This window comes from Antrihabitans auranticaus (assembly GCF_016481275.1).
Classification (GTDB): Bacteria; Actinomycetota; Actinomycetes; order Mycobacteriales; family Mycobacteriaceae; genus Antrihabitans.
Genome location: NZ_JAEMNW010000008.1, coordinates 34,531 through 51,004, shown reverse-complemented (window position 1 = coordinate 51,004; position 16,474 = coordinate 34,531). Strand labels below are relative to the sequence as shown.

Genomic DNA, 16,474 nt, shown 5'->3' with positions numbered 1-16,474 from the left:
TGCCTCGCTTACCCGTGCAGGATGGACAGGACGTTCCCGGCTGGATCGGTGAACCAGGCGATGTCGGGTCCCTGTCCGGTTTGTGTGCCGCGTGCGATGCCCTTGGCGTCCTGTCCCATTCCTTCGTACTTCGCGAACGTCACGCCACGCTCGGCTAGGAGGTCCGCCGCCTTGTCGATGTCGTCGACCTCGAAGTTCAGGATCGTGAACGTTGCCGGAACGTGGTCGGGTTTGGGATACACGATGACCTTCGAACCCCCACCGACGCGCAGCGCGATTATGCCCATACCTTCGTCGGTCACCTGCAGTTCGAGCGTTTCGCCGTAGAACTTGCGTGCGACCTCGACGTCGTCGACCGAGAAGCCACTGAATGCGTTGTCGAACACTGTCGTCTCCTTCGTCTGTTCTTGCCATTGGAGTGTTGTTGCCTTGCAGCTGGGACGTCGGACCCGGCGCTGGATCCTCGACATCGGTCGTGATGTCGAGGATGCTCGGTCTGCGCCGACGTTCCCTGCGACACCGACGACAAGGGGTGATGGACGTGAAGTACATGCTGCTGATCTACAGCAACTCGGAAAGCTGGAACTCGCTGACACACGACGAGCGAATAGCGCTCGGCGGCTCGCACGCGGACCTGAACAAGAGGCTGCAGGCTTCGGGTAAGCATGTCGTGAGCGCCGGCCTGTCCGACAAGGTCAACACCAAGACGGTCCGTGTGCGCGACGGCGTTGTGCAGACGACCGACGGCCCGTATGTGGAATCGAAAGAGCACCTGGCGGGGTTCTACGTCGTCGATTGCGCAGATATGGACGAGGCTGTGGCGATCTGCGCACAGATCCCCGATGCCTCCTACAACTTCTGCGAGGTGCGCCCAGTCGAGGATCCGCCGGTTCTGACGTAGTCGGTCGCTACCCTTGGCCGCATGCTGGTTACGCCGCGCTACGGCCGCTCCTCGCTGGCGGATCTGATTCCGTCCGTGCTCGCGACGCTGGGAGTTGCAGGCGAGGTCGATCGGCTCGAACTGGGCCTGCACGGCGTCAACCGCGTCTGCGTGCTGCTGGTCGACGGACTCGGCGCGAACCTACTCGCAACACGCGCGGACGCAGCACCGTTTCTCACGAGCGCGCGGCCCGCGACTCTGACGGTCGGGTTCCCCAGTACGACGGCGACAAGCCTGAGTTCGCTCGGTTCCGGTCGGCCGCCCGGTGAGCACGGCGTCGTCGGATATCTCCTGTCGGTACCCGGTCACGAACGCCTGATGAACCCGCTCAAATGGCGATTGCACGGTCCGGGTGACAAGATCGACCTCCTCAAAGAGCTTGTACCCGAAGAATTTCAGCCGCAGGAAACGGCATTCGAACGGGCCGCTGCCGCAGGAATTTCGGTCGGGCGGGTCGGCCCGATGTACCAAGCCGCATCGGGGCTGTCGCGAGCGTCTTTGCGCGGTGGCGACTTTCGGCCCAACTTCTCGATGGGCGACCTCGCAGACGGTGCGATTATCGCGCTACAGGCCGGAACGCGATCCCTCGTGTACGCCTACCACGGGGAACTCGACCTCACCGGCCACGTCCGCGGACCACATTCGGACGCCTGGGCCCTCGAACTACAGCAGGTGGACCTGCTCGCGAAGTCGATCGCCGACCGGTTGCCACCGGACGCGGCGCTACTCGTCACGGGCGATCACGGCATGGTCCACGTCGAAGCGCCGGTCGACTTCGACACCACCCCCGCCCTGCAGGCCGGGGTTCGCCAACTCGGTGGCGAACCGCGCGCCCGCCACGTCTACACCCGGCCCGGGGCGGCGACCGATGTCGCGATGTCGTGGAAATCGTGCCTGGGACCCGAATACCTCGTCGTGCAACGCGCTGAAGCGATATCGAACGGCTGGTTCGGCCCGGTGGTGACCCACTCCGCGGCACGGCGGATAGGCGACGTCATCACGGTCGCGGTCGGGTCCGGCGCGGTGATCCGGTCGGCGATCGAACCGCTGCAATCGATGCTCGTCGGACACCACGGCTCGTTGACCGAAGCCGAAATGCTCGTCCCCCTGTTGATCTTTCGTTAGGTTTGCTAGGCTTACAGCGGTCGTTGTTTCGGTGTTCGTTGTAGTGACGTGCTCAGGATCATGTTGCGGTCGACTGGCAGTCCCAACGGAACGCCTCGAATTCATTCGAGAAATTCCTCGGTTCCCAGTCAATGCAACCGGCCCGACGGATAGAAATCCATCCGTCGTACCTGGTAAGAGAAAGAAAATAAAAACGCATGACACAGGGCACTGTTAAGTGGTTCAACGCGGAAAAGGGCTTCGGCTTCATCGCCCCCGCAGATGGTTCCGCTGACGTATTCGTCCACTACTCCGAGATCCAGAGCAACGGTTTCCGTACTCTGGAGGAGAACCAGAAGGTCGAGTTCGAGGTCGGTCAGGGCGCCAAGGGCCCCCAGGCCACCGGCGTTCGCCCCCTCTGAACTTCGGTCTAACCGAACTTCTCCCACTGTCCCCCAGCGCCTTTCGGCACTGGGGGACAGCGCTGTTTCGGGGTAGCTTCTCCTCGCGCCTGGGCCCCCCGCGATGATCACGACCGAATGGCCACGACACGCCGGACCCACCCAACCCTTTACTCGGTCTCACCCACCCCCGCGCCGATCAGATCCACCCTCGCGGTGATCACGACCGAATGGTCACGACACGCCGGACCCGCCCAACCCTTTACTCGGTCTCACCCACCCCCGCGCCGACCACGAAAACGGTCCGAGTACACCTCGGCCAGCCCCACCCCCGCGGTGATCACGACCGAATGGTTACGACACGCCGGACCCGCCCAACCCTTTATTCGGTCTCACCCGCGAGTCAGGCAACCGCCTGCCCGAGGACGTCTGTCGCCTTGTGGTCGGCACCGACACCCTCGACCAGCATGGCGACACCGTCGGAGTTGTCGGTCCGCAGATGCAGGATCTCCTGGTAGGCAGTTGACTCATACCAGCCCCGAACGTGCTCACGATCGGCGAATTCGATCACGATGAGGGTTCCCGGCCACTCCCCCTCGATGACTTCGTGCGGCGCGCCGTGGACGATGAACTTTCCGCCGAACGGCGCCAATGTCGCATCGATCTTGGTCAGATATTCGACGATCGCGTCGCCGAACACCACGTTCTCGAGGTTCGCCACAGCATAAGCAGTCATTTCCGGTCTCCCGTTCTCTTCGTGTCATCGACCCCCAAATGGTCTCGCCGACCGGTAAAACGGTCGATTACCTGCGAGGTAAGAGATTGTCGGACCCCCTCGCTACTCTTTCGGCACCAACGAGAGGGGAACGTATGTTCGAGTCGCTTGCCCGCGAATCTCTGCACAGCGATGTGTTCTGGGAGGTGCAGTTCGTCTTCGATCCGGACGCGCTGACGGACAACTTCGCATACACCGTCGGACTTGCTCAGCGCGGGTATCCCGAGCTTCATCTGCGCGCCGCGCCCAGTCAGGAGGTCAGTGAATCGCCGTGGGTACTCAGCGCGAAAGACTGTGGAATGCAGCTCAATTCGTTCGCTCGTAAGTTGATCGAGGGCACTCTCGAAGTGGGGAAGCCGTTCACATCCACTTACGACGGGGGCGCCACAACCATCATCTGGACCCCGGGCGAGCCAACCGACCGGCGCGACGTCGATGCGCACCGGGTGGACGCCGCGAGTCTCGTCATCCCGATGCACTCGGAGCTGGTTTCGACGCCGATCATGCCCCTTGCCGATCTGTCCGATCGCGAGGAGGCACGGTGGCGGTTCGAACTCGAGCAGATCGTCGGCAACGTCACGCCGAATCGACGCGGACTTCGCGGGTTTCGAGCGCCTCGACCGGACGCCTCCTACTCCTGCCACCAGGACTTCGGTCCATTGACACCGTTGGTCGAGGCGCGGGCATACGCGCTGGCGCAAGCTACGCCGGAAATGCTTGCCGACCTCGTCGAACGCTGCCTCGACACCGACCGCTGCTTCGGGTCCGGGGCTGTTCTCGGCACGGCGCACACCCATGCACGGCTGGTCAGCAGACAGTCCGCGGCGTGGAATGCCGGCGATTTGGCGACAACTCTCGTCCACTCGTTCCGCGGGCCGGAAGGCGGCGCGCCCATGTGGCGGGCACTGCTCGCGCTCACGGGCGTCGCTCATGACGGCGGCAACCCGCACAGTGGTCTGTCGGGTGTGCTGACCACAGCCTTCGCCGCAATTCTCGTCGCGACGACGGTCACAGATCGGCTCGACGAGGAGACTCGATCAGCGGCGTTCGGGCCGTGGAGCTCGGCGCGGACGGCCTCGTCGATGTCGCCCGATCCAGCCTGGTGGGCCCCGGACCACGTACTCGATCGGATCAGCGCAGAACTCGACGACCTCGATTGGCAAGGAGTCGACGCTCTTGCCGTCGCGTGGCAGCAACTCAGCGAGGATCCCTTCGTCATGCTGCTTCGCGGGTTGGCGGTTACCGGTCCCCGCGGGTGCCCGTCGGCGAGCGAGCTTCTCGGGGGCAGCTTGGGCGGAGTCCGGGCAGCATTCACACCGGACCTCGAATGGACGCTCACCGAATTTCTGTGCTGTGCGACCGCCCTCCTCGCCGAACGGGCGAAATTCGACGCCGCCCATGTCCACAGGTTCTGCTTGCCGTTCGCGTCGGTCCTGCCGAATCTGGAGACCGCGATGAACTCACCGCTCTAGCCGATCCGCGCCGACGAGGCCCGGTTCTGATCAGCGTGATCAGAACCGAGTAGGCCTGGACGCTGGTGGCGTAAATGCCCGGACCTGCCACCTTTCCGCAGGTCCGGGTGGGTCCAGCCCTGGCGGATTCACTTCACCACAGCCATCGTCGGATTCCGACGGTAATTTGCCGTCACAGCGCACCGCTAGCGTGACTATCCGACCTGGTCAGAGACGTGAAAGGGGTACTTCGATGGGAGCCGAACCAGCGCCGCTGCGTGAAGTCCCGCGGCGTGTCGCCCGCCCGCGTGCCGATCAGGCGCGCCAGGTCGCGGATGTTTTGCGCCAGCAGATCAACGCGGGGACTTATGCGAAGGCCCTGCCGACGGAGCAAGACCTCACGACCGAGTTCGCGGTCTCGCGAAACACGGTCCGGGACGCGCTGGCGCTCCTCAAAGAAGAAGGCCTGATCGATCGGGCGCCGAAGGTCGGCACTCAGGTCGCCCAAAGAAAGTACGACCACGGCCTCGACGCCCTACTCGGACTGAAAGAAACGCTGCGCGGCCACGGCGAGGTCCACAACGAAGTCCGCGCGGCGCTGCTCGTGACGCCGCCGCCCGCGGTCGCGCGCAGGCTGCACTTGAATCCGGGCGAGCAGGCGGTCTACATCGAACGGCTCCGGTACCTCGGCGATCTGCCGCTGAGCCTGGACCTGACCTACCTCGTGCCCGACATCGGCGAAGAACTCCTGACCCGGGACCTCGTCAGCAACGACCTTTTCGCACTGATCGAGCAGATCAGCGGCGGACCGCTCGGCTCGGCAGACCTCGCCCTGGAGGCGATCACCGCCGACCCGCACTCCGCCGCAACGCTGCAAATGCCCGAAGGCGCAGCGCTCCTCCTGCTCGAACGCCTCACCAAGCTCGACGACGGCCGACCGGTCGACCTCGAGTACATCCGCATGCGAGGTGACCGAATCACCATGCGCGGCAGCCTTATTCGACAGCCTGACCCGAACAGCTGGGAGCTCACCTGATGGCACTGGTCAATCAGCGCGCCGACGTACCCGTGACGATCGACGAATCGCTCTGCATCCAGGGCTGCACCCTCTGCGTCGAGATCTGCCCACTCGATTCACTGGCTATAAACCCCGAGAACGGCAAGGCCTTCATGCATGTCGACGAATGCTGGTACTGCGGCCCGTGCGCGGCCCGCTGCCCAACGGGCGCAGTGACCGTCAACATGCCCTATCTCCTGCGGTAGCACGCGATGACCACTCTCGATTCCCGGAGCACCGCTCATGAAACCGAGGCGGTCCGGGCGGCCAAAGAGTCGACAGGTCGCGTGCGGCGATACTTCGTCGCGGTCCTTCCCGTACTGAGTCTCGTCGCTGTCGTTGCCGGTTGGGACATTCTGGTCCGGCTCGAGTATTTTTCGCCTGCGCTGTTGCCGTCGCCTGGCGCGGTTGTCGACGCGGCGCGCGAGATGTTTGCACAGGGGACGCTGGTCGCCGACGCGGAGGCGAGCTTCCGCCGGGCTCTGAGCGGATTCGTCGTCGGGTCGACCATCGCGGTCATCGTCGGCACCTTGACCGGCCGCAGCAAGATCGCACGAGCATTGCTGGAACCGACGATTCAGGTGATCCGCCCGATCCCAGCGATCGCACTCGTTCCGCTCGCGATCCTCTGGTTCGGACTCGGCGAGGAGTCGAAGCTCTTCCTCACGAGCCTGGGCGTTTTCTTCCCCGTGTGGGTGAACACCCACGCGGGAATTTCGGCGACCCGCGACGACTATCTCCGCGTCGCCGCATGCCTCGGCGCACCGCGCCGCCAGGTGTTCGCGCACGTGGTGTTACCCGCGTCTTTGCCGTTCGTTCTCACGGGACTCCGCCAGGGCATCGCGATGTCTCTCATCCTCATCGTTGCCTCCGAGCAGGCCGGCGTCACAGCGGGCTTGGGATTCCGGCTGGACCAGGCCCGGCTGTTCAGTCAGCCGGATCGATTGTTCGCGTGCCTCGCAGCGCTGGGCATCGTCGGTGCCCTCGCCGACCAAATCTTCCACCGCGGCACGCGCGGTCTTGTGCGCTGGGCGAAGGAGCAAGGATGATCGGCGCCGGTATTCAGATCGCTGACGCGACGCTCGCCTACGGCGGAAAAGCCGTGATCGAGAAGCTCGACCTGACGATCGAAGCGGGAACTTTCCTGGCACTGCTGGGCCCATCGGGCTGCGGCAAATCCACGCTGCTCAATTCGATTGCAGGGTTTGTCCGCCCGACCGGCGGCACGGTGTCGTTCAACGGCGCGTTGGTGACGGGGCCGAGCCGCGAGCGTGGTGTCGTCTTCCAGCGCGATGTGCTGTTTCCCTGGGCGACCGTCGCAGGCAACATCACCTTTGCACTGCGTGCGGCCGGAGTTCCCCGAGCCGAACGCCGCGCCCGAATTGCCGCACTGCTCGAGGCGGTCGACCTTTCCACCGAGGTCTCGAAGAAGTTGCCGCACGAACTGTCAGGCGGGATGCGGCAACGAGTCGGGATCGCGCGGGCCCTCGCCAACAGCCCGCAGGTCCTGTTGATGGACGAACCCTTCGGTGCACTTGACGCGCAAACACGTTCGCAGATGCAGGATCTCGTGACCGACCTCTGGGAACGGACCGGGACGACCATCGTCTTCGTCACCCACGACGTGGACGAGGCGATTCGAATTGCTTCCTCGATCGTCGTCATGACCGCGGACGGCTGCATCGCCGATCGCATCGTCAATCCCCTGCCGCGTCCGCGTCCCGCGAGCCGAATCGCCGAATTTGCCGAGTTCGCCCCGCTACGCAGAGACCTGCACGAGCTCCTACGCCCAGCCCCTCGTTCGCTCGAAAGATCCTCCGGAGACCGAAAATGAAGATCAGATCATTCACTTCCGCTGTGGTGGCAGCGGCATCGCTTGCACTGGCATTGACCGTCTCGGGTTGTGGCGGGGATGCATCGAGCGCCGCGGGCACGCTCAAAGTCGGCTGGGTCGTCGATCCTTGCTGGTCGCAGGTCCCGGTCGCCGCCGATCTCGGCTACTTCGACGAAACCGGGGTCAAGGTCGATATCGTTCCTTTCCCGACCGGCGCGGCTGCGCTGGAGGCACTCGCCGGCGGCGGCGTCGACGTCGCAACCGGTGGCGACGTCCCGACAGCTGCTGCAGCCCTGAAGAATCCACGTGTCCGGGTGATTGCAGACGGCGCACGCTGGGCCGAGGGAAGATTCATCGCGCGGCGCTCGGCTGGCATCGACTCCATCGACGACCTGGCGGGACGGCGAATCGCAGTCCCGCTCGGCAGCAGCGCCCACTACTTCGCGACGAAGTTCCTTGCCGAAGCGAACGTCCAAGCCGAGCTTGTCCAGACCGGGCCGGCCGAGATCGTGACCGCGGTGACGAACGGTGACGTCGATGCGGTTGCGGTTTTCCAACCGGCGCTGGCGAAGGTCGTCGCCGCTCTCGGTAGTGACGCAGTTCAGTTGCAGGGCAAGGAGAAGTACAGCCAGCACAGCCTGTACCTCACCAACGCCGACACTCTGTCGGCCAAGCAGGACGAGTTGGCCGACTTCGTCAGCGCATTGCAGAAGGCCGATCAGCCACTGCAGGACCGCGATCCGGCCGCCCTTGCAGCCGTAGCGAAAGCTACGGGGCTCGACCAGGAACTGATCGCCGGAGTCGCCGAGGAGTTCACTTTCAAGACGGAGTTGGGCCCCGAACTCGCCGCGGACCTCGCCGACCGGGCGCGGTGGGCCCAGAGCATCGGCCGCGTGCCCCAGGACGCCCAGATTCCTGACTACAACACAGTTATCGTCGACTCCGTCCTCGCCGGCGGCAACCAATGAGCGATGTAGTTCTGCTCGGCCTCGGCGGCACGATCTCGATGCACGAGACACCGCTCGGTTCGGTGCCGTCCGCTGCCGCGGCAACGGTTGCGCAGCGCCTCGACGGGTTCGGCAGCGCCGAGGATCTGGCGCTCGTCGGCGGATCCGAAGTCGATTTCGAACTGCTGGAGCGGCTCGTCGCCCGGATCTGCGAACACGTCGACTCGGGAGTCGGTGGCGTTGTCGTCACCACGGGAACGGACTCGATCGAAGAAGTGGCCGCTTGGCTGTCCTACCGCGAAAGCTGGTCGGTGCCAGTCGTTGTCACCGGGTCGATGATTACGGGCGCACGACCGGACAGTGACGGCGCCGCCAACTTGGGCGACGCTCTCGCCGTCGCATCGTCGGGCGCAGATATCGACCCGGTCGTCGTCTTCGGCGGCAAGGTATTCGGCGGTCGCGAGGTTCTGAAGGTGTCCGGGGTCGCGCGCGAAGGCTTCGACGCCCCCGGCCGCGGGCATCTGGGCATCGTCGTCGGAGGCGAGGTCCTCTGGCATCGGACGCAAGCACGGCGAGCATCGCACGGCGCACCGCACGGTCTCCTCGATCCGGTTTCGATCGTCGTTGCCGCCCTCGGCGACGACGGTGCTGTGCTTACGTACGCGGCGACCGGCAAGCCCGCGATCGTGGTCGCGGCAAACGGCGCCGGAAATCTGCCGCCCGGCCAAGCCGATGCGGCAACTCGACTGATCGACGAAGGAGTCCTGGTCGTTGTCACGACGCGCGCGCCGGATGCACGCGTCGCGCCGATCTACGGCTACCCCGGCGGCGTCGCCACACTCGCCGCCCGTGGTGCCGTTCTGGCTCCCGGTTTGTCGCCGCACCGCGCACGGGTTCTGCTGACGCTGGGAATTTCGCAGGGTCTCGACGCCGCCGGACTGCGCTCGCTCGTCGAGAGGGAGACGTCGTGACGACAGCGGTCGGTTCCGGTGTCGACCGGCGAGCCCTCACCGACCTTGTCACGTCGCTCGTCGCAACTGGTCAGCCGTGGTGTGAGAACAGCCTGGACGGACCCACCCGACCGCCGGAGGAGACTCGGATCGCACATCCGGTTGCGACCATCCTGCGACGGTGGGGATTCGACGTCGAGCTTGTAGGCAGGCAGCCCACTCGCTTGAATGTGGTTGCTAGCAAACGATTCGGCCCGGGTCCGACGCTCATGCTCAACGACCACCTCGACACCTATCCATCCGGTCCGCCGAGCCGGTGGACGGTGTGCAGCGACGATCCCTACCGGGCGGTGGAACTCGACGGCCGCATCTACGCGCGGGGGACGTCCGATACGCGGGCCAACTTGGCCGCCCTCTTGACGGCCGCGCAACGAGTGGTCGCGGACCCGCCTGCGACGGGCACCCTGCTGGTCGTACTGACGGTCGACGAGGAGCGCAACGGAGTCGAAGGGTCGCAGTACCTGGTCGAGCAACACGGCCTGCGACCCGACGCATCGATCACCGTCGAGCCGACCGCCTGGACCGAATCCGCCGCGCGCGGAATCGCACTCGCAACGGCGCAGACCGGACACGCATTGCTCGACATAGCCGCACGCGGGATATCGAGTCACATCTGGCGGCCGGATACGGGTGTCAATCCCGCGCAGTTTCTTGCCGATGCGCTTGCCGATATCGGCGATCGACCGGTCCAGAACTGGCCCATCTCGATCGTAGGCCTCAACGCGGGCGAAGCCGGGATGGCCCAGTTCACGCCGCTCGAGGCAACTGCACGAATCGCTGCAGTGAACATCGGTCCCGAGGTGTCGGCCGGTGAGTTGCTTGTGGCGTTCCAGCAGCGGTTGGCCGCCCGAGCACCCGAATCGATCGACGTAGCAGTGACATTCGCGCCAGGCCCGACGTTCGTCGCCGGAACGGTGCCGCTGTCGCCGACGGATCCGCTCGTCGAAGCGATCGGCGCAGCCTACGTCGAAGTGACCGGCGAACCCGTCCGGCACTACACCAAGCCCGCTTTCAACGACACGATCCGGTTTCGCCACGTCGGCATTCCCGCCGTCACCTTCGGCCCAGGCGACGACGGCTGGGCCGTGTACGACGAAAGCATTTCCGTCGACACCCTCGTCACTGCCACCGAGGTTCTCGAAAACTCCGTCCGTCGCTATTTTTCAGCCCACCCCGCCAGTGCCCGACAAGGAAACGAACAATGAAGTCCCGCATAGCAATAACTGCCATCGCCGCCGCACTCTCCCTTGTCGCGGCGGGGTGCTCGCTGGATCCGTCGAACGATGTCGCCGACGGCACCGTGAAGGTCGTGATCGGTTACCAGTCGAAGACGATCAACACCGTCACGGCGGGCACGCTGCTCAAGGCCCAGGGATACTTCGAACAGCGGTTGCAGAAGATCACCGACAACGGTGGCGCGAAGTATCAGGTGGAGTGGCAGGACTACGACACCGGTGCACCGATCACTGCGCAGATGGTCGCAGAGAAGATCGATATCGGATCTATGGGTGACTACCCGTTGCTCATCAACGGTTCTCGTACGCAGGCCAACGAGCGCTCGAAGACAGAACTTCTCTCCATCACGGGCTACAACCCCAAGGGCGCGCTCAACATGGTTGTCGTAGCGCCGGATTCGACGGCGACGAAGCTCACCGACCTAACCGGTCAGAAGATCTCGGCGAGCGTCGGCTCCGCAGGTCACGGCACCCTCGTGCAGGCTCTCAGCCGTGCGGGTATCGACCCCGGTTCGGGGGTCGAAGTGCTCAATCAACAACCGCAGGTCGGCGCCTCGGCTCTGGAGTCCGATCAGGTGAGTGCCCTGTCGCAGTTCGTCGCATGGCCCGGCCTGCTGGTCTTCCAGGACAAGGCCAAGCTCCTCTACGACGGCGCCGAGCTCGGTGTTCCGACCTTCCACGGAGTCGTTGCCCGCCAGGCATATTCGAAGGAACACCCTGAGGTGGTCGATGCGTTCCTGCAGGCACAGCTCGACGCCACCGACTTCATTACCGAGAAGCCGCTCGAGGCTGCGCAGATCGTCGCAGACGGTTCCGGATTGCCGGCCGAAGTCGTCTATCTCTACAACGGCCCTGGCGGAACGTCGTTCGACACAACCCTGAAGCCCAAGTTGATCGATGCCTTCAAAGGCGATGTGCAGTATCTGAAGTCGATCGGCGACTTCGCCGACCTCGACATCGATCAGTTCGTCAACGACGAGCCGATCCGTAAGGCCTTCGCGGAGGTCGGCGGCGAAAGCTACGACGCCGCACTCGCCAACGAGAACAATCCTTCGGTGGTCAGCGGCACCGATCCGGTCTGCAACGTGGCCGTGGACAACCCTGCGCTCGGCGGTGACGTTTGGGTCGAGGGAACGACATCCACTCAGCCGTCGGCCAATCCGACCTGCCTCCTGCGCGCGGTGAAAGCAGCTCGGGCGCAGGGCAAGACGGTGCGTGCCGCCTACGTCCCCGACGCCGAACTCGGCACGCGCTGGTTCGCCGACAAAGCAGTATGGGTTCGCGACGGCGAGACCTACCTACCTTTCACCACGTCGGCTGCAGCAGGGCGCTACCTGACACAGCACCCGGGTGCGTCCGAAGTCGCCTATGAGCAGGCGATCTCGGAGATCCGGCAATGACGACCACGGCGCAGCGAGCAACTGGGCCGAGAACAACGGATCCGAGTAAAGTGTTGCCACAGGAGACGCTGATTGCCGCAAAACCTGCTGCAGCGCAGCGGGTTTCCAGCGGCACTCGTAATATCTGGCGATCTCGCCTGGTCCGGCTCGCGTCGGTCGCGGTAGCGATCTATGCGTGGCAGCTCCTCACCACGCACAACGTCCGCGCATGGTTGCGTTTCGACACGTTGCCGACGGTCACCGAGATCGTCGCCGACTTTCGCAAGCAACTCGGCACAGAGACATACTGGCTCGACCTCACGCAGTCGCTGATCCGGATTCTCAGCGGATTCGGGCTCGCCGCCTTCGTTGGCGTGACCGTCGGCATCGCACTGGGCAGATCACGCTGGTTCGCCGACATCCTCGGTCCACTGACCGAACTTGCACGGCCGATCCCCGCGATCGCGCTCGTCCCGGTCGCAATCCTGCTCTTTCCGAGCGACGAGTCCGGCATCGTGTTCATCACGTTTGCTGCCGCCTTCTTCCCGATCATGGTCAGCACGCGGCACGCGGTGCGTGCCCTTCCGACGATCTGGGAGGACGCCGTCCGGACGCTCGGGGGTTCACGCTGGGATTCCCTCACCCGAGTCGTTCTGCCCGGCATCCTGCCGGGAGTGTTCAGCGGCCTCTCGGTGGGCATCGGAGTCGCATGGATCTGCGTGATCTCCGCGGAGATGATCTCGGGCCGGCTCGGCGTGGGTTACCGCACGTGGCAGGCCTACACGATCGTGGATTACCCAGGCGTGTTCGTCGGCATGCTCACGATCGGCATTCTCGGCTTTCTCACTTCCGGCGCCGTCGAATTGCTGGGCCGACGCGCGACGCGCTGGCTCCCACGGGAAGGACTGTCGAAATGACCTCCGCACAAGCAGTTTCGACTCAGGGCATGGCGCTGCAGCTCGACGGCGTCCAGATCGGTTACGGCGGGACGACTGTCATATCCGGCTTCGACCTCGAAGTCGCAGCCGGTGAGATCCTCGTTCTGACAGGGCCGTCCGGCTGCGGAAAGTCGACGCTCCTGCGCGCTTTGGCCGGTCTGCTCAGACCCAGCTCGGGCCGCATATCCGCAGACGGCGACCGCGTCGTGAGCACGTCCGCAGACCGCGCGCTCGTGTTCCAGGACGACGCGTTGTTGCCGTGGCGCAACGTCCGCTCCAACATCGAACTCGCGCTCGCGCTCCGCGGGATACCGCGCGGCAGGCGCCGTGCGACCGCCGAGCGATGGATCGACGAGGTCGGGCTCACCGGCTTTGCGAACTACCTGCCGCGCGATCTCTCCGGCGGCATGCGGCAACGTGTGCAACTGGCACGTAGCCTTGCGGGTTCACCCAGGGCTGTTTTGATGGACGAGCCTTTCGGTGCGCTCGACACCCAAACCCGGGCCACGATGCAGCGCTTACTCGTCGACACCTGGCGAACCCATCCGACGACGATCGTCTTCGTCACCCACGATGTCGACGAAGCAGTCTTTCTCGGCGACAGGGTCGCGGTTCTCGGCCGTGCCGGAGCGGGCCTGCGGACCATTGTCGACGTTCCACATCCCCGCGATCGCGATGCCGCGAACGCCACCGAAACCCTCTCTGCGCGAGCGGAAATCATCACCGGACTGGATGCCTGATGCAGATACCCGATCTTGCCGACACCGTGCGCATGGACTGCGATGTTCTCGTCATCGGTGGCGGGACCGCGGGCACCATGGCCGCGTTGACCGCCGCAGAGAACGGTGCCAACGTCCTGCTGCTCGAGAAGGCACACGTTCGCCATTCCGGTGCGTTGGCCATGGGAATGGACGGCGTCAACAACGCCGTCATCCCGGGTAAGGCGGTTCCCGAGGACTACGTCGCCGAGATCACCCGCGCGAACGACGGAATCGTGAACCAGCGCACCGTCTATCAGACCGCGACGCGTGGCTTCGCGATGGTCCAGCGCCTGGAGCGCTACGGCGTCAAGTTCGAGAAGGACGAGTACGGCGAGTACGCGGTGCGCCGAGTTCACCGGTCAGGCTCGTACGTTCTGCCGATGCCCGAGGGCAAGGACGTTAAGAAGGCCCTGTATCGCGTTCTGCGCCAACGAAAGATGCGCGAACGCATTCGAATCGAAAATCGTCTGATGCCGGTCCGTGTGCTCGTCGAGGACGGACGAGCGGTCGGTGCCGCCGCATTGCACACGCGGACAGGCGAATTCGTGGCGGTGGGCGCCAAGGCGGTCATTCTGGCAACGGGTCCGTGCGGTCGCCTCGGCCTGCCCGCGTCCGGATACCTGTACGGAACGTACGAAAACCCGACCAACGCGGGCGACGGCTATTCGATGGCCTACCACGCGGGCGCGGAGCTCAGCGGAATCGAATGCTTCCAGATCAACCCGCTGATCAAGGATTACAACGGACCCGCCTGTGCATACGTGGCGAATCCATTCGGTGGGTATCAGGTCAATGCCCAAGGTGAGCGGTTCGTCGATTCCGACTACTGGTCGGGTCAGATGATGTCCGAGGTCAAGGAGGAGATCGAGTCCGCGCGCGGCCCGATCTATCTGAAGGTCTCGCACCTGCCGGAGGAAACGCTCGACGCCCTCGAAGGAATCCTTCATACGACAGAGCGGCCGACCCGTGGCACCTTCCACGCAAATCGCGGTCACGACTACCGCACTCACGACATCGAGATGCATATATCCGAAATAGGTTTGTGTAGTGGGCATTCCGCGAGCGGTGTGTGGGTCGACGAGAACGCGCGAACGACGGTGCCCGGGCTCTACGCTGCCGGCGACCTCGCCTGCGTGCCGCACAACTACATGATCGGCGCGTTCGTCTACGGCGACCTCGCGGGCGGACACGCCGCGAGCACGCTGCCGGACGTGGCGGCTCCGGCCGACTTGCCGGTCGATCAGCTCGCCGAAGCGCACGAGCTGATCTACCGCCCATTGCGCAATCCCGACGGCCCACCGCAACCGCAGGTCGAGTACAAGCTGCGCCGTTTCGTCAACGACTATGTCGCGCCGCCGAAAACTGCCACGAAGCTCTCGATCGCGGTCGAGACGTTCGACCGGATGACCGACGAAATCGCCGAGATGGGCGCGCAGACACCGCACGAACTGATGCGCTGCGCCGAGGTGTCGTTCATCCGCGACTGCGCGGAGATGGCGTCGCGCTCGTCGCTCACCCGCACCGAATCGCGGTGGGGCCTCTATCACGAACGCTCCGATATCCCCCAGCGCGACGACGTCGAGTGGCGGTATCACCTCAATCTGCGACGCAATGCCGATGGCGACATGGAGTTCTTGAAGCGGCCGGTCGCGCCGTACTTCGTTCCGGTGCCGGGCCTGGACGGCGTGCCGTCCGAGGATCGAACCGTCCTCCCTGTGGAACAACCACCCCTGGTGGGCGGTCGCGCACCGGCCGAGTCGCCCCTGCGGATCAAGACGAGCAAACCGCAAATCTCCTCGCCCCGCATCGTCGAGGTTCTCGGTCTCGATTCACCGACTGTCGAGGAACTCGGGCCGTTCCTCGCGGACCCCGATCCGCAAGTACGTGCGACCGCCCTGTCGGTCCTGACCGAGGGCACGCCGGCCGACTTCGAGACGGTTCTCGTTGCCGCGCTCGGGGATGCCGATGCCGCCGTCCGTCGAGTGGCCACTCAGGGATTGCGGGAGTTGGTCGAGGTCTTGGCATCCGGCGCGGGCCTCGACGGGTTCCTCGACTCGTCCGATGCGACCGTGCGAGCCTGTGTCGTAGATCTGCTGCGGGCGTTGAAGGCGGGCAGTCGCGCGCAGTTCGCGACCGCTCTGAGCGACGCCGATCATCGGGTGCGGATCGAAGCGGTCCGCGGCTTGGTGTCGCTCGACGACTGGGCGAGCGTCGCGACGGGTTCGTCCGACAGCAGCCGTGAAGTTCGAGTCGCTGTCGCGCAAGGTCTGGCGACGATCGGTGCCGGCGGGATCGAGGCGGTACGGGCACTCGTCGACGACCGTGATCCGCTGGTTCGTGCCGCTGCCCTGACGGCGTTCGCTGCGCTGCACGGCGACGACGCCGATGCGCATATTCTCGCCGTCGCGCTGAAGGAGTCGGCGTGGCAGGTCCGGCAGGGTGCGGCGCGCGGCCTAGCCGGCACTGACCCCGACACCGCGATACCGACCCTTGCGGTGGCGCTCGAAGATCCTCATCTCGATGTCCGAAAAGCGGCCGTTCTATCCCTGAGCACGTGGCCTGCCGCGCGTGAGGTTCTGCACATCGCGCTCGACGATCCCGATGCCGACGTTCGCGCCTACGCGCGCCGGGCCGTCGGCTGA

General features: G+C 64.9%; 17 protein-coding genes. 15 read left to right on the top strand and 2 right to left on the bottom strand.

What is annotated here, in order from left to right; translation table 11 throughout:
- Positions 1-8: 8 nt before the first annotated feature.
- The gene (locus tag JGU72_RS25675; protein WP_307828607.1) at positions 9-386 is read right to left on the bottom strand and encodes a VOC family protein; all 378 of its coding nucleotides are present in this window, start codon (positions 384-386) and stop codon (positions 9-11) included.
- Positions 387-550: 164 nt separating this feature from the next.
- Between JGU72_RS25675 and JGU72_RS25670 the strand changes: the two genes are divergently transcribed.
- The 3 genes from JGU72_RS25670 to JGU72_RS25660 all read left to right on the top strand — a co-directional run bounded on the left by JGU72_RS25670 (position 551) and on the right by JGU72_RS25660 (position 2,466).
- Positions 551-901 (top strand): YciI family protein, encoded by a 351-nt coding sequence (locus JGU72_RS25670; protein WP_233533052.1) that lies wholly within the window; start codon positions 551-553, stop codon positions 899-901.
- A gap of 21 nt (positions 902-922) precedes the next feature.
- Complete coding sequence (locus JGU72_RS25665; RefSeq protein ID WP_199686949.1) at positions 923-2,065, top strand: alkaline phosphatase family protein; 1,143 nt, start codon at positions 923-925, stop codon at positions 2,063-2,065.
- Between the two features lie 197 nt (positions 2,066-2,262).
- Positions 2,263-2,466: a cold-shock protein gene (locus JGU72_RS25660; RefSeq protein ID WP_199686948.1), complete on the top strand. Its 204-nt coding sequence runs from the start codon at positions 2,263-2,265 to the stop codon at positions 2,464-2,466.
- 382 nt (positions 2,467-2,848) lie between these two features.
- On the opposite strand, the gene JGU72_RS25655 is transcribed toward JGU72_RS25660, so the two are convergent.
- Positions 2,849-3,181 carry a DUF1330 domain-containing protein gene (locus tag JGU72_RS25655; protein WP_199686947.1) on the bottom strand — a complete coding sequence of 111 codons (333 nt, stop codon included), beginning with the start codon at positions 3,179-3,181 and terminating at the stop codon, positions 2,849-2,851.
- Between the two features lie 134 nt (positions 3,182-3,315).
- On the opposite strand from JGU72_RS25655, the gene JGU72_RS25650 reads away from it, so the two are divergent.
- From JGU72_RS25650 to JGU72_RS25595, 12 genes are all read left to right on the top strand, one after another.
- A complete protein-coding gene (locus JGU72_RS25650; RefSeq protein WP_199686946.1) occupies positions 3,316-4,692 on the top strand; it encodes a hypothetical protein in 1,377 nt (458 codons plus the stop codon).
- Between the two features lie 232 nt (positions 4,693-4,924).
- The gene (locus tag JGU72_RS25645) at positions 4,925-5,707 is read left to right on the top strand and encodes a GntR family transcriptional regulator (protein ID WP_199686945.1); all 783 of its coding nucleotides are present in this window, start codon (positions 4,925-4,927) and stop codon (positions 5,705-5,707) included.
- Positions 5,707-5,934, top strand: coding sequence for a 4Fe-4S dicluster domain-containing protein (locus JGU72_RS25640; protein ID WP_067574315.1), 228 nt, complete (start codon positions 5,707-5,709; stop codon positions 5,932-5,934). Before JGU72_RS25645 ends, JGU72_RS25640 begins: the two co-directional genes overlap by 1 nt.
- A 6-nt stretch (positions 5,935-5,940) precedes the next feature.
- A complete protein-coding gene (locus JGU72_RS25635; protein ID WP_199686944.1) occupies positions 5,941-6,777 on the top strand; it encodes an ABC transporter permease in 837 nt (278 codons plus the stop codon).
- Positions 6,774-7,562 (top strand): ABC transporter ATP-binding protein, encoded by a 789-nt coding sequence (locus tag JGU72_RS25630; RefSeq protein ID WP_199686943.1) that lies wholly within the window; start codon positions 6,774-6,776, stop codon positions 7,560-7,562. Before JGU72_RS25635 ends, JGU72_RS25630 begins: the two co-directional genes overlap by 4 nt.
- Positions 7,559-8,530, top strand: a complete 972-nt coding sequence (locus tag JGU72_RS25625) for an ABC transporter substrate-binding protein (RefSeq protein WP_199686942.1) — start codon at positions 7,559-7,561, stop codon at positions 8,528-8,530. The genes JGU72_RS25630 and JGU72_RS25625 overlap by 4 nt, the downstream gene beginning before the upstream one ends.
- Positions 8,527-9,480, top strand: coding sequence for an asparaginase (locus JGU72_RS25620; RefSeq protein ID WP_199686941.1), 954 nt, complete (start codon positions 8,527-8,529; stop codon positions 9,478-9,480). The genes JGU72_RS25625 and JGU72_RS25620 overlap by 4 nt, the downstream gene beginning before the upstream one ends.
- On the top strand, positions 9,477-10,724 hold the full coding sequence (locus JGU72_RS25615; protein WP_199686940.1) for a M20 family metallopeptidase: 1,248 nt from the start codon (positions 9,477-9,479) through the stop codon (positions 10,722-10,724). Before JGU72_RS25620 ends, JGU72_RS25615 begins: the two co-directional genes overlap by 4 nt.
- Positions 10,721-12,154, top strand: coding sequence for an ABC transporter substrate-binding protein (locus JGU72_RS25610; protein WP_199686939.1), 1,434 nt, complete (start codon positions 10,721-10,723; stop codon positions 12,152-12,154). Before JGU72_RS25615 ends, JGU72_RS25610 begins: the two co-directional genes overlap by 4 nt.
- The gene (locus JGU72_RS25605; protein WP_199686938.1) at positions 12,151-13,050 is read left to right on the top strand and encodes an ABC transporter permease; all 900 of its coding nucleotides are present in this window, start codon (positions 12,151-12,153) and stop codon (positions 13,048-13,050) included. The genes JGU72_RS25610 and JGU72_RS25605 overlap by 4 nt, the downstream gene beginning before the upstream one ends.
- Positions 13,047-13,811, top strand: coding sequence for an ABC transporter ATP-binding protein (locus tag JGU72_RS25600; protein WP_199686937.1), 765 nt, complete (start codon positions 13,047-13,049; stop codon positions 13,809-13,811). The genes JGU72_RS25605 and JGU72_RS25600 overlap by 4 nt, the downstream gene beginning before the upstream one ends.
- Positions 13,811-16,474, top strand: coding sequence for a fumarate reductase/succinate dehydrogenase flavoprotein subunit (locus JGU72_RS25595; RefSeq protein ID WP_199686936.1), 2,664 nt, complete (start codon positions 13,811-13,813; stop codon positions 16,472-16,474). The genes JGU72_RS25600 and JGU72_RS25595 overlap by 1 nt, the downstream gene beginning before the upstream one ends.

What these genes read in the sequence shown, in the direction of transcription:
- JGU72_RS25670 (WP_233533052.1), top strand. Translation starts at nt 551, where the DNA reads ATGCTGCTGATCTACAGCAACTCGGAAAGCTGGAACTCGCTGACACAC.
- JGU72_RS25665 (WP_199686949.1), top strand. Translation starts at nt 923, where the DNA reads ATGCTGGTTACGCCGCGCTACGGCCGCTCCTCGCTGGCGGATCTGATT.
- JGU72_RS25660 (WP_199686948.1), top strand. Translation starts at nt 2,263, where the DNA reads ATGACACAGGGCACTGTTAAGTGGTTCAACGCGGAAAAGGGCTTCGGC.
- JGU72_RS25655 (WP_199686947.1), bottom strand. Translation starts at nt 3,181, where the DNA reads ATGACTGCTTATGCTGTGGCGAACCTCGAGAACGTGGTGTTCGGCGAC.
- JGU72_RS25650 (WP_199686946.1), top strand. Translation starts at nt 3,316, where the DNA reads ATGTTCGAGTCGCTTGCCCGCGAATCTCTGCACAGCGATGTGTTCTGG.
- JGU72_RS25645 (WP_199686945.1), top strand. Translation starts at nt 4,925, where the DNA reads ATGGGAGCCGAACCAGCGCCGCTGCGTGAAGTCCCGCGGCGTGTCGCC.
- JGU72_RS25640 (WP_067574315.1), top strand. Translation starts at nt 5,707, where the DNA reads ATGGCACTGGTCAATCAGCGCGCCGACGTACCCGTGACGATCGACGAA.
- JGU72_RS25635 (WP_199686944.1), top strand. Translation starts at nt 5,941, where the DNA reads ATGACCACTCTCGATTCCCGGAGCACCGCTCATGAAACCGAGGCGGTC.
- JGU72_RS25630 (WP_199686943.1), top strand. Translation starts at nt 6,774, where the DNA reads ATGATCGGCGCCGGTATTCAGATCGCTGACGCGACGCTCGCCTACGGC.
- JGU72_RS25625 (WP_199686942.1), top strand. Translation starts at nt 7,559, where the DNA reads ATGAAGATCAGATCATTCACTTCCGCTGTGGTGGCAGCGGCATCGCTT.
- JGU72_RS25620 (WP_199686941.1), top strand. Translation starts at nt 8,527, where the DNA reads ATGAGCGATGTAGTTCTGCTCGGCCTCGGCGGCACGATCTCGATGCAC.
- JGU72_RS25610 (WP_199686939.1), top strand. Translation starts at nt 10,721, where the DNA reads ATGAAGTCCCGCATAGCAATAACTGCCATCGCCGCCGCACTCTCCCTT.
- JGU72_RS25605 (WP_199686938.1), top strand. Translation starts at nt 12,151, where the DNA reads ATGACGACCACGGCGCAGCGAGCAACTGGGCCGAGAACAACGGATCCG.
- JGU72_RS25600 (WP_199686937.1), top strand. Translation starts at nt 13,047, where the DNA reads ATGACCTCCGCACAAGCAGTTTCGACTCAGGGCATGGCGCTGCAGCTC.
- JGU72_RS25595 (WP_199686936.1), top strand. Translation starts at nt 13,811, where the DNA reads ATGCAGATACCCGATCTTGCCGACACCGTGCGCATGGACTGCGATGTT.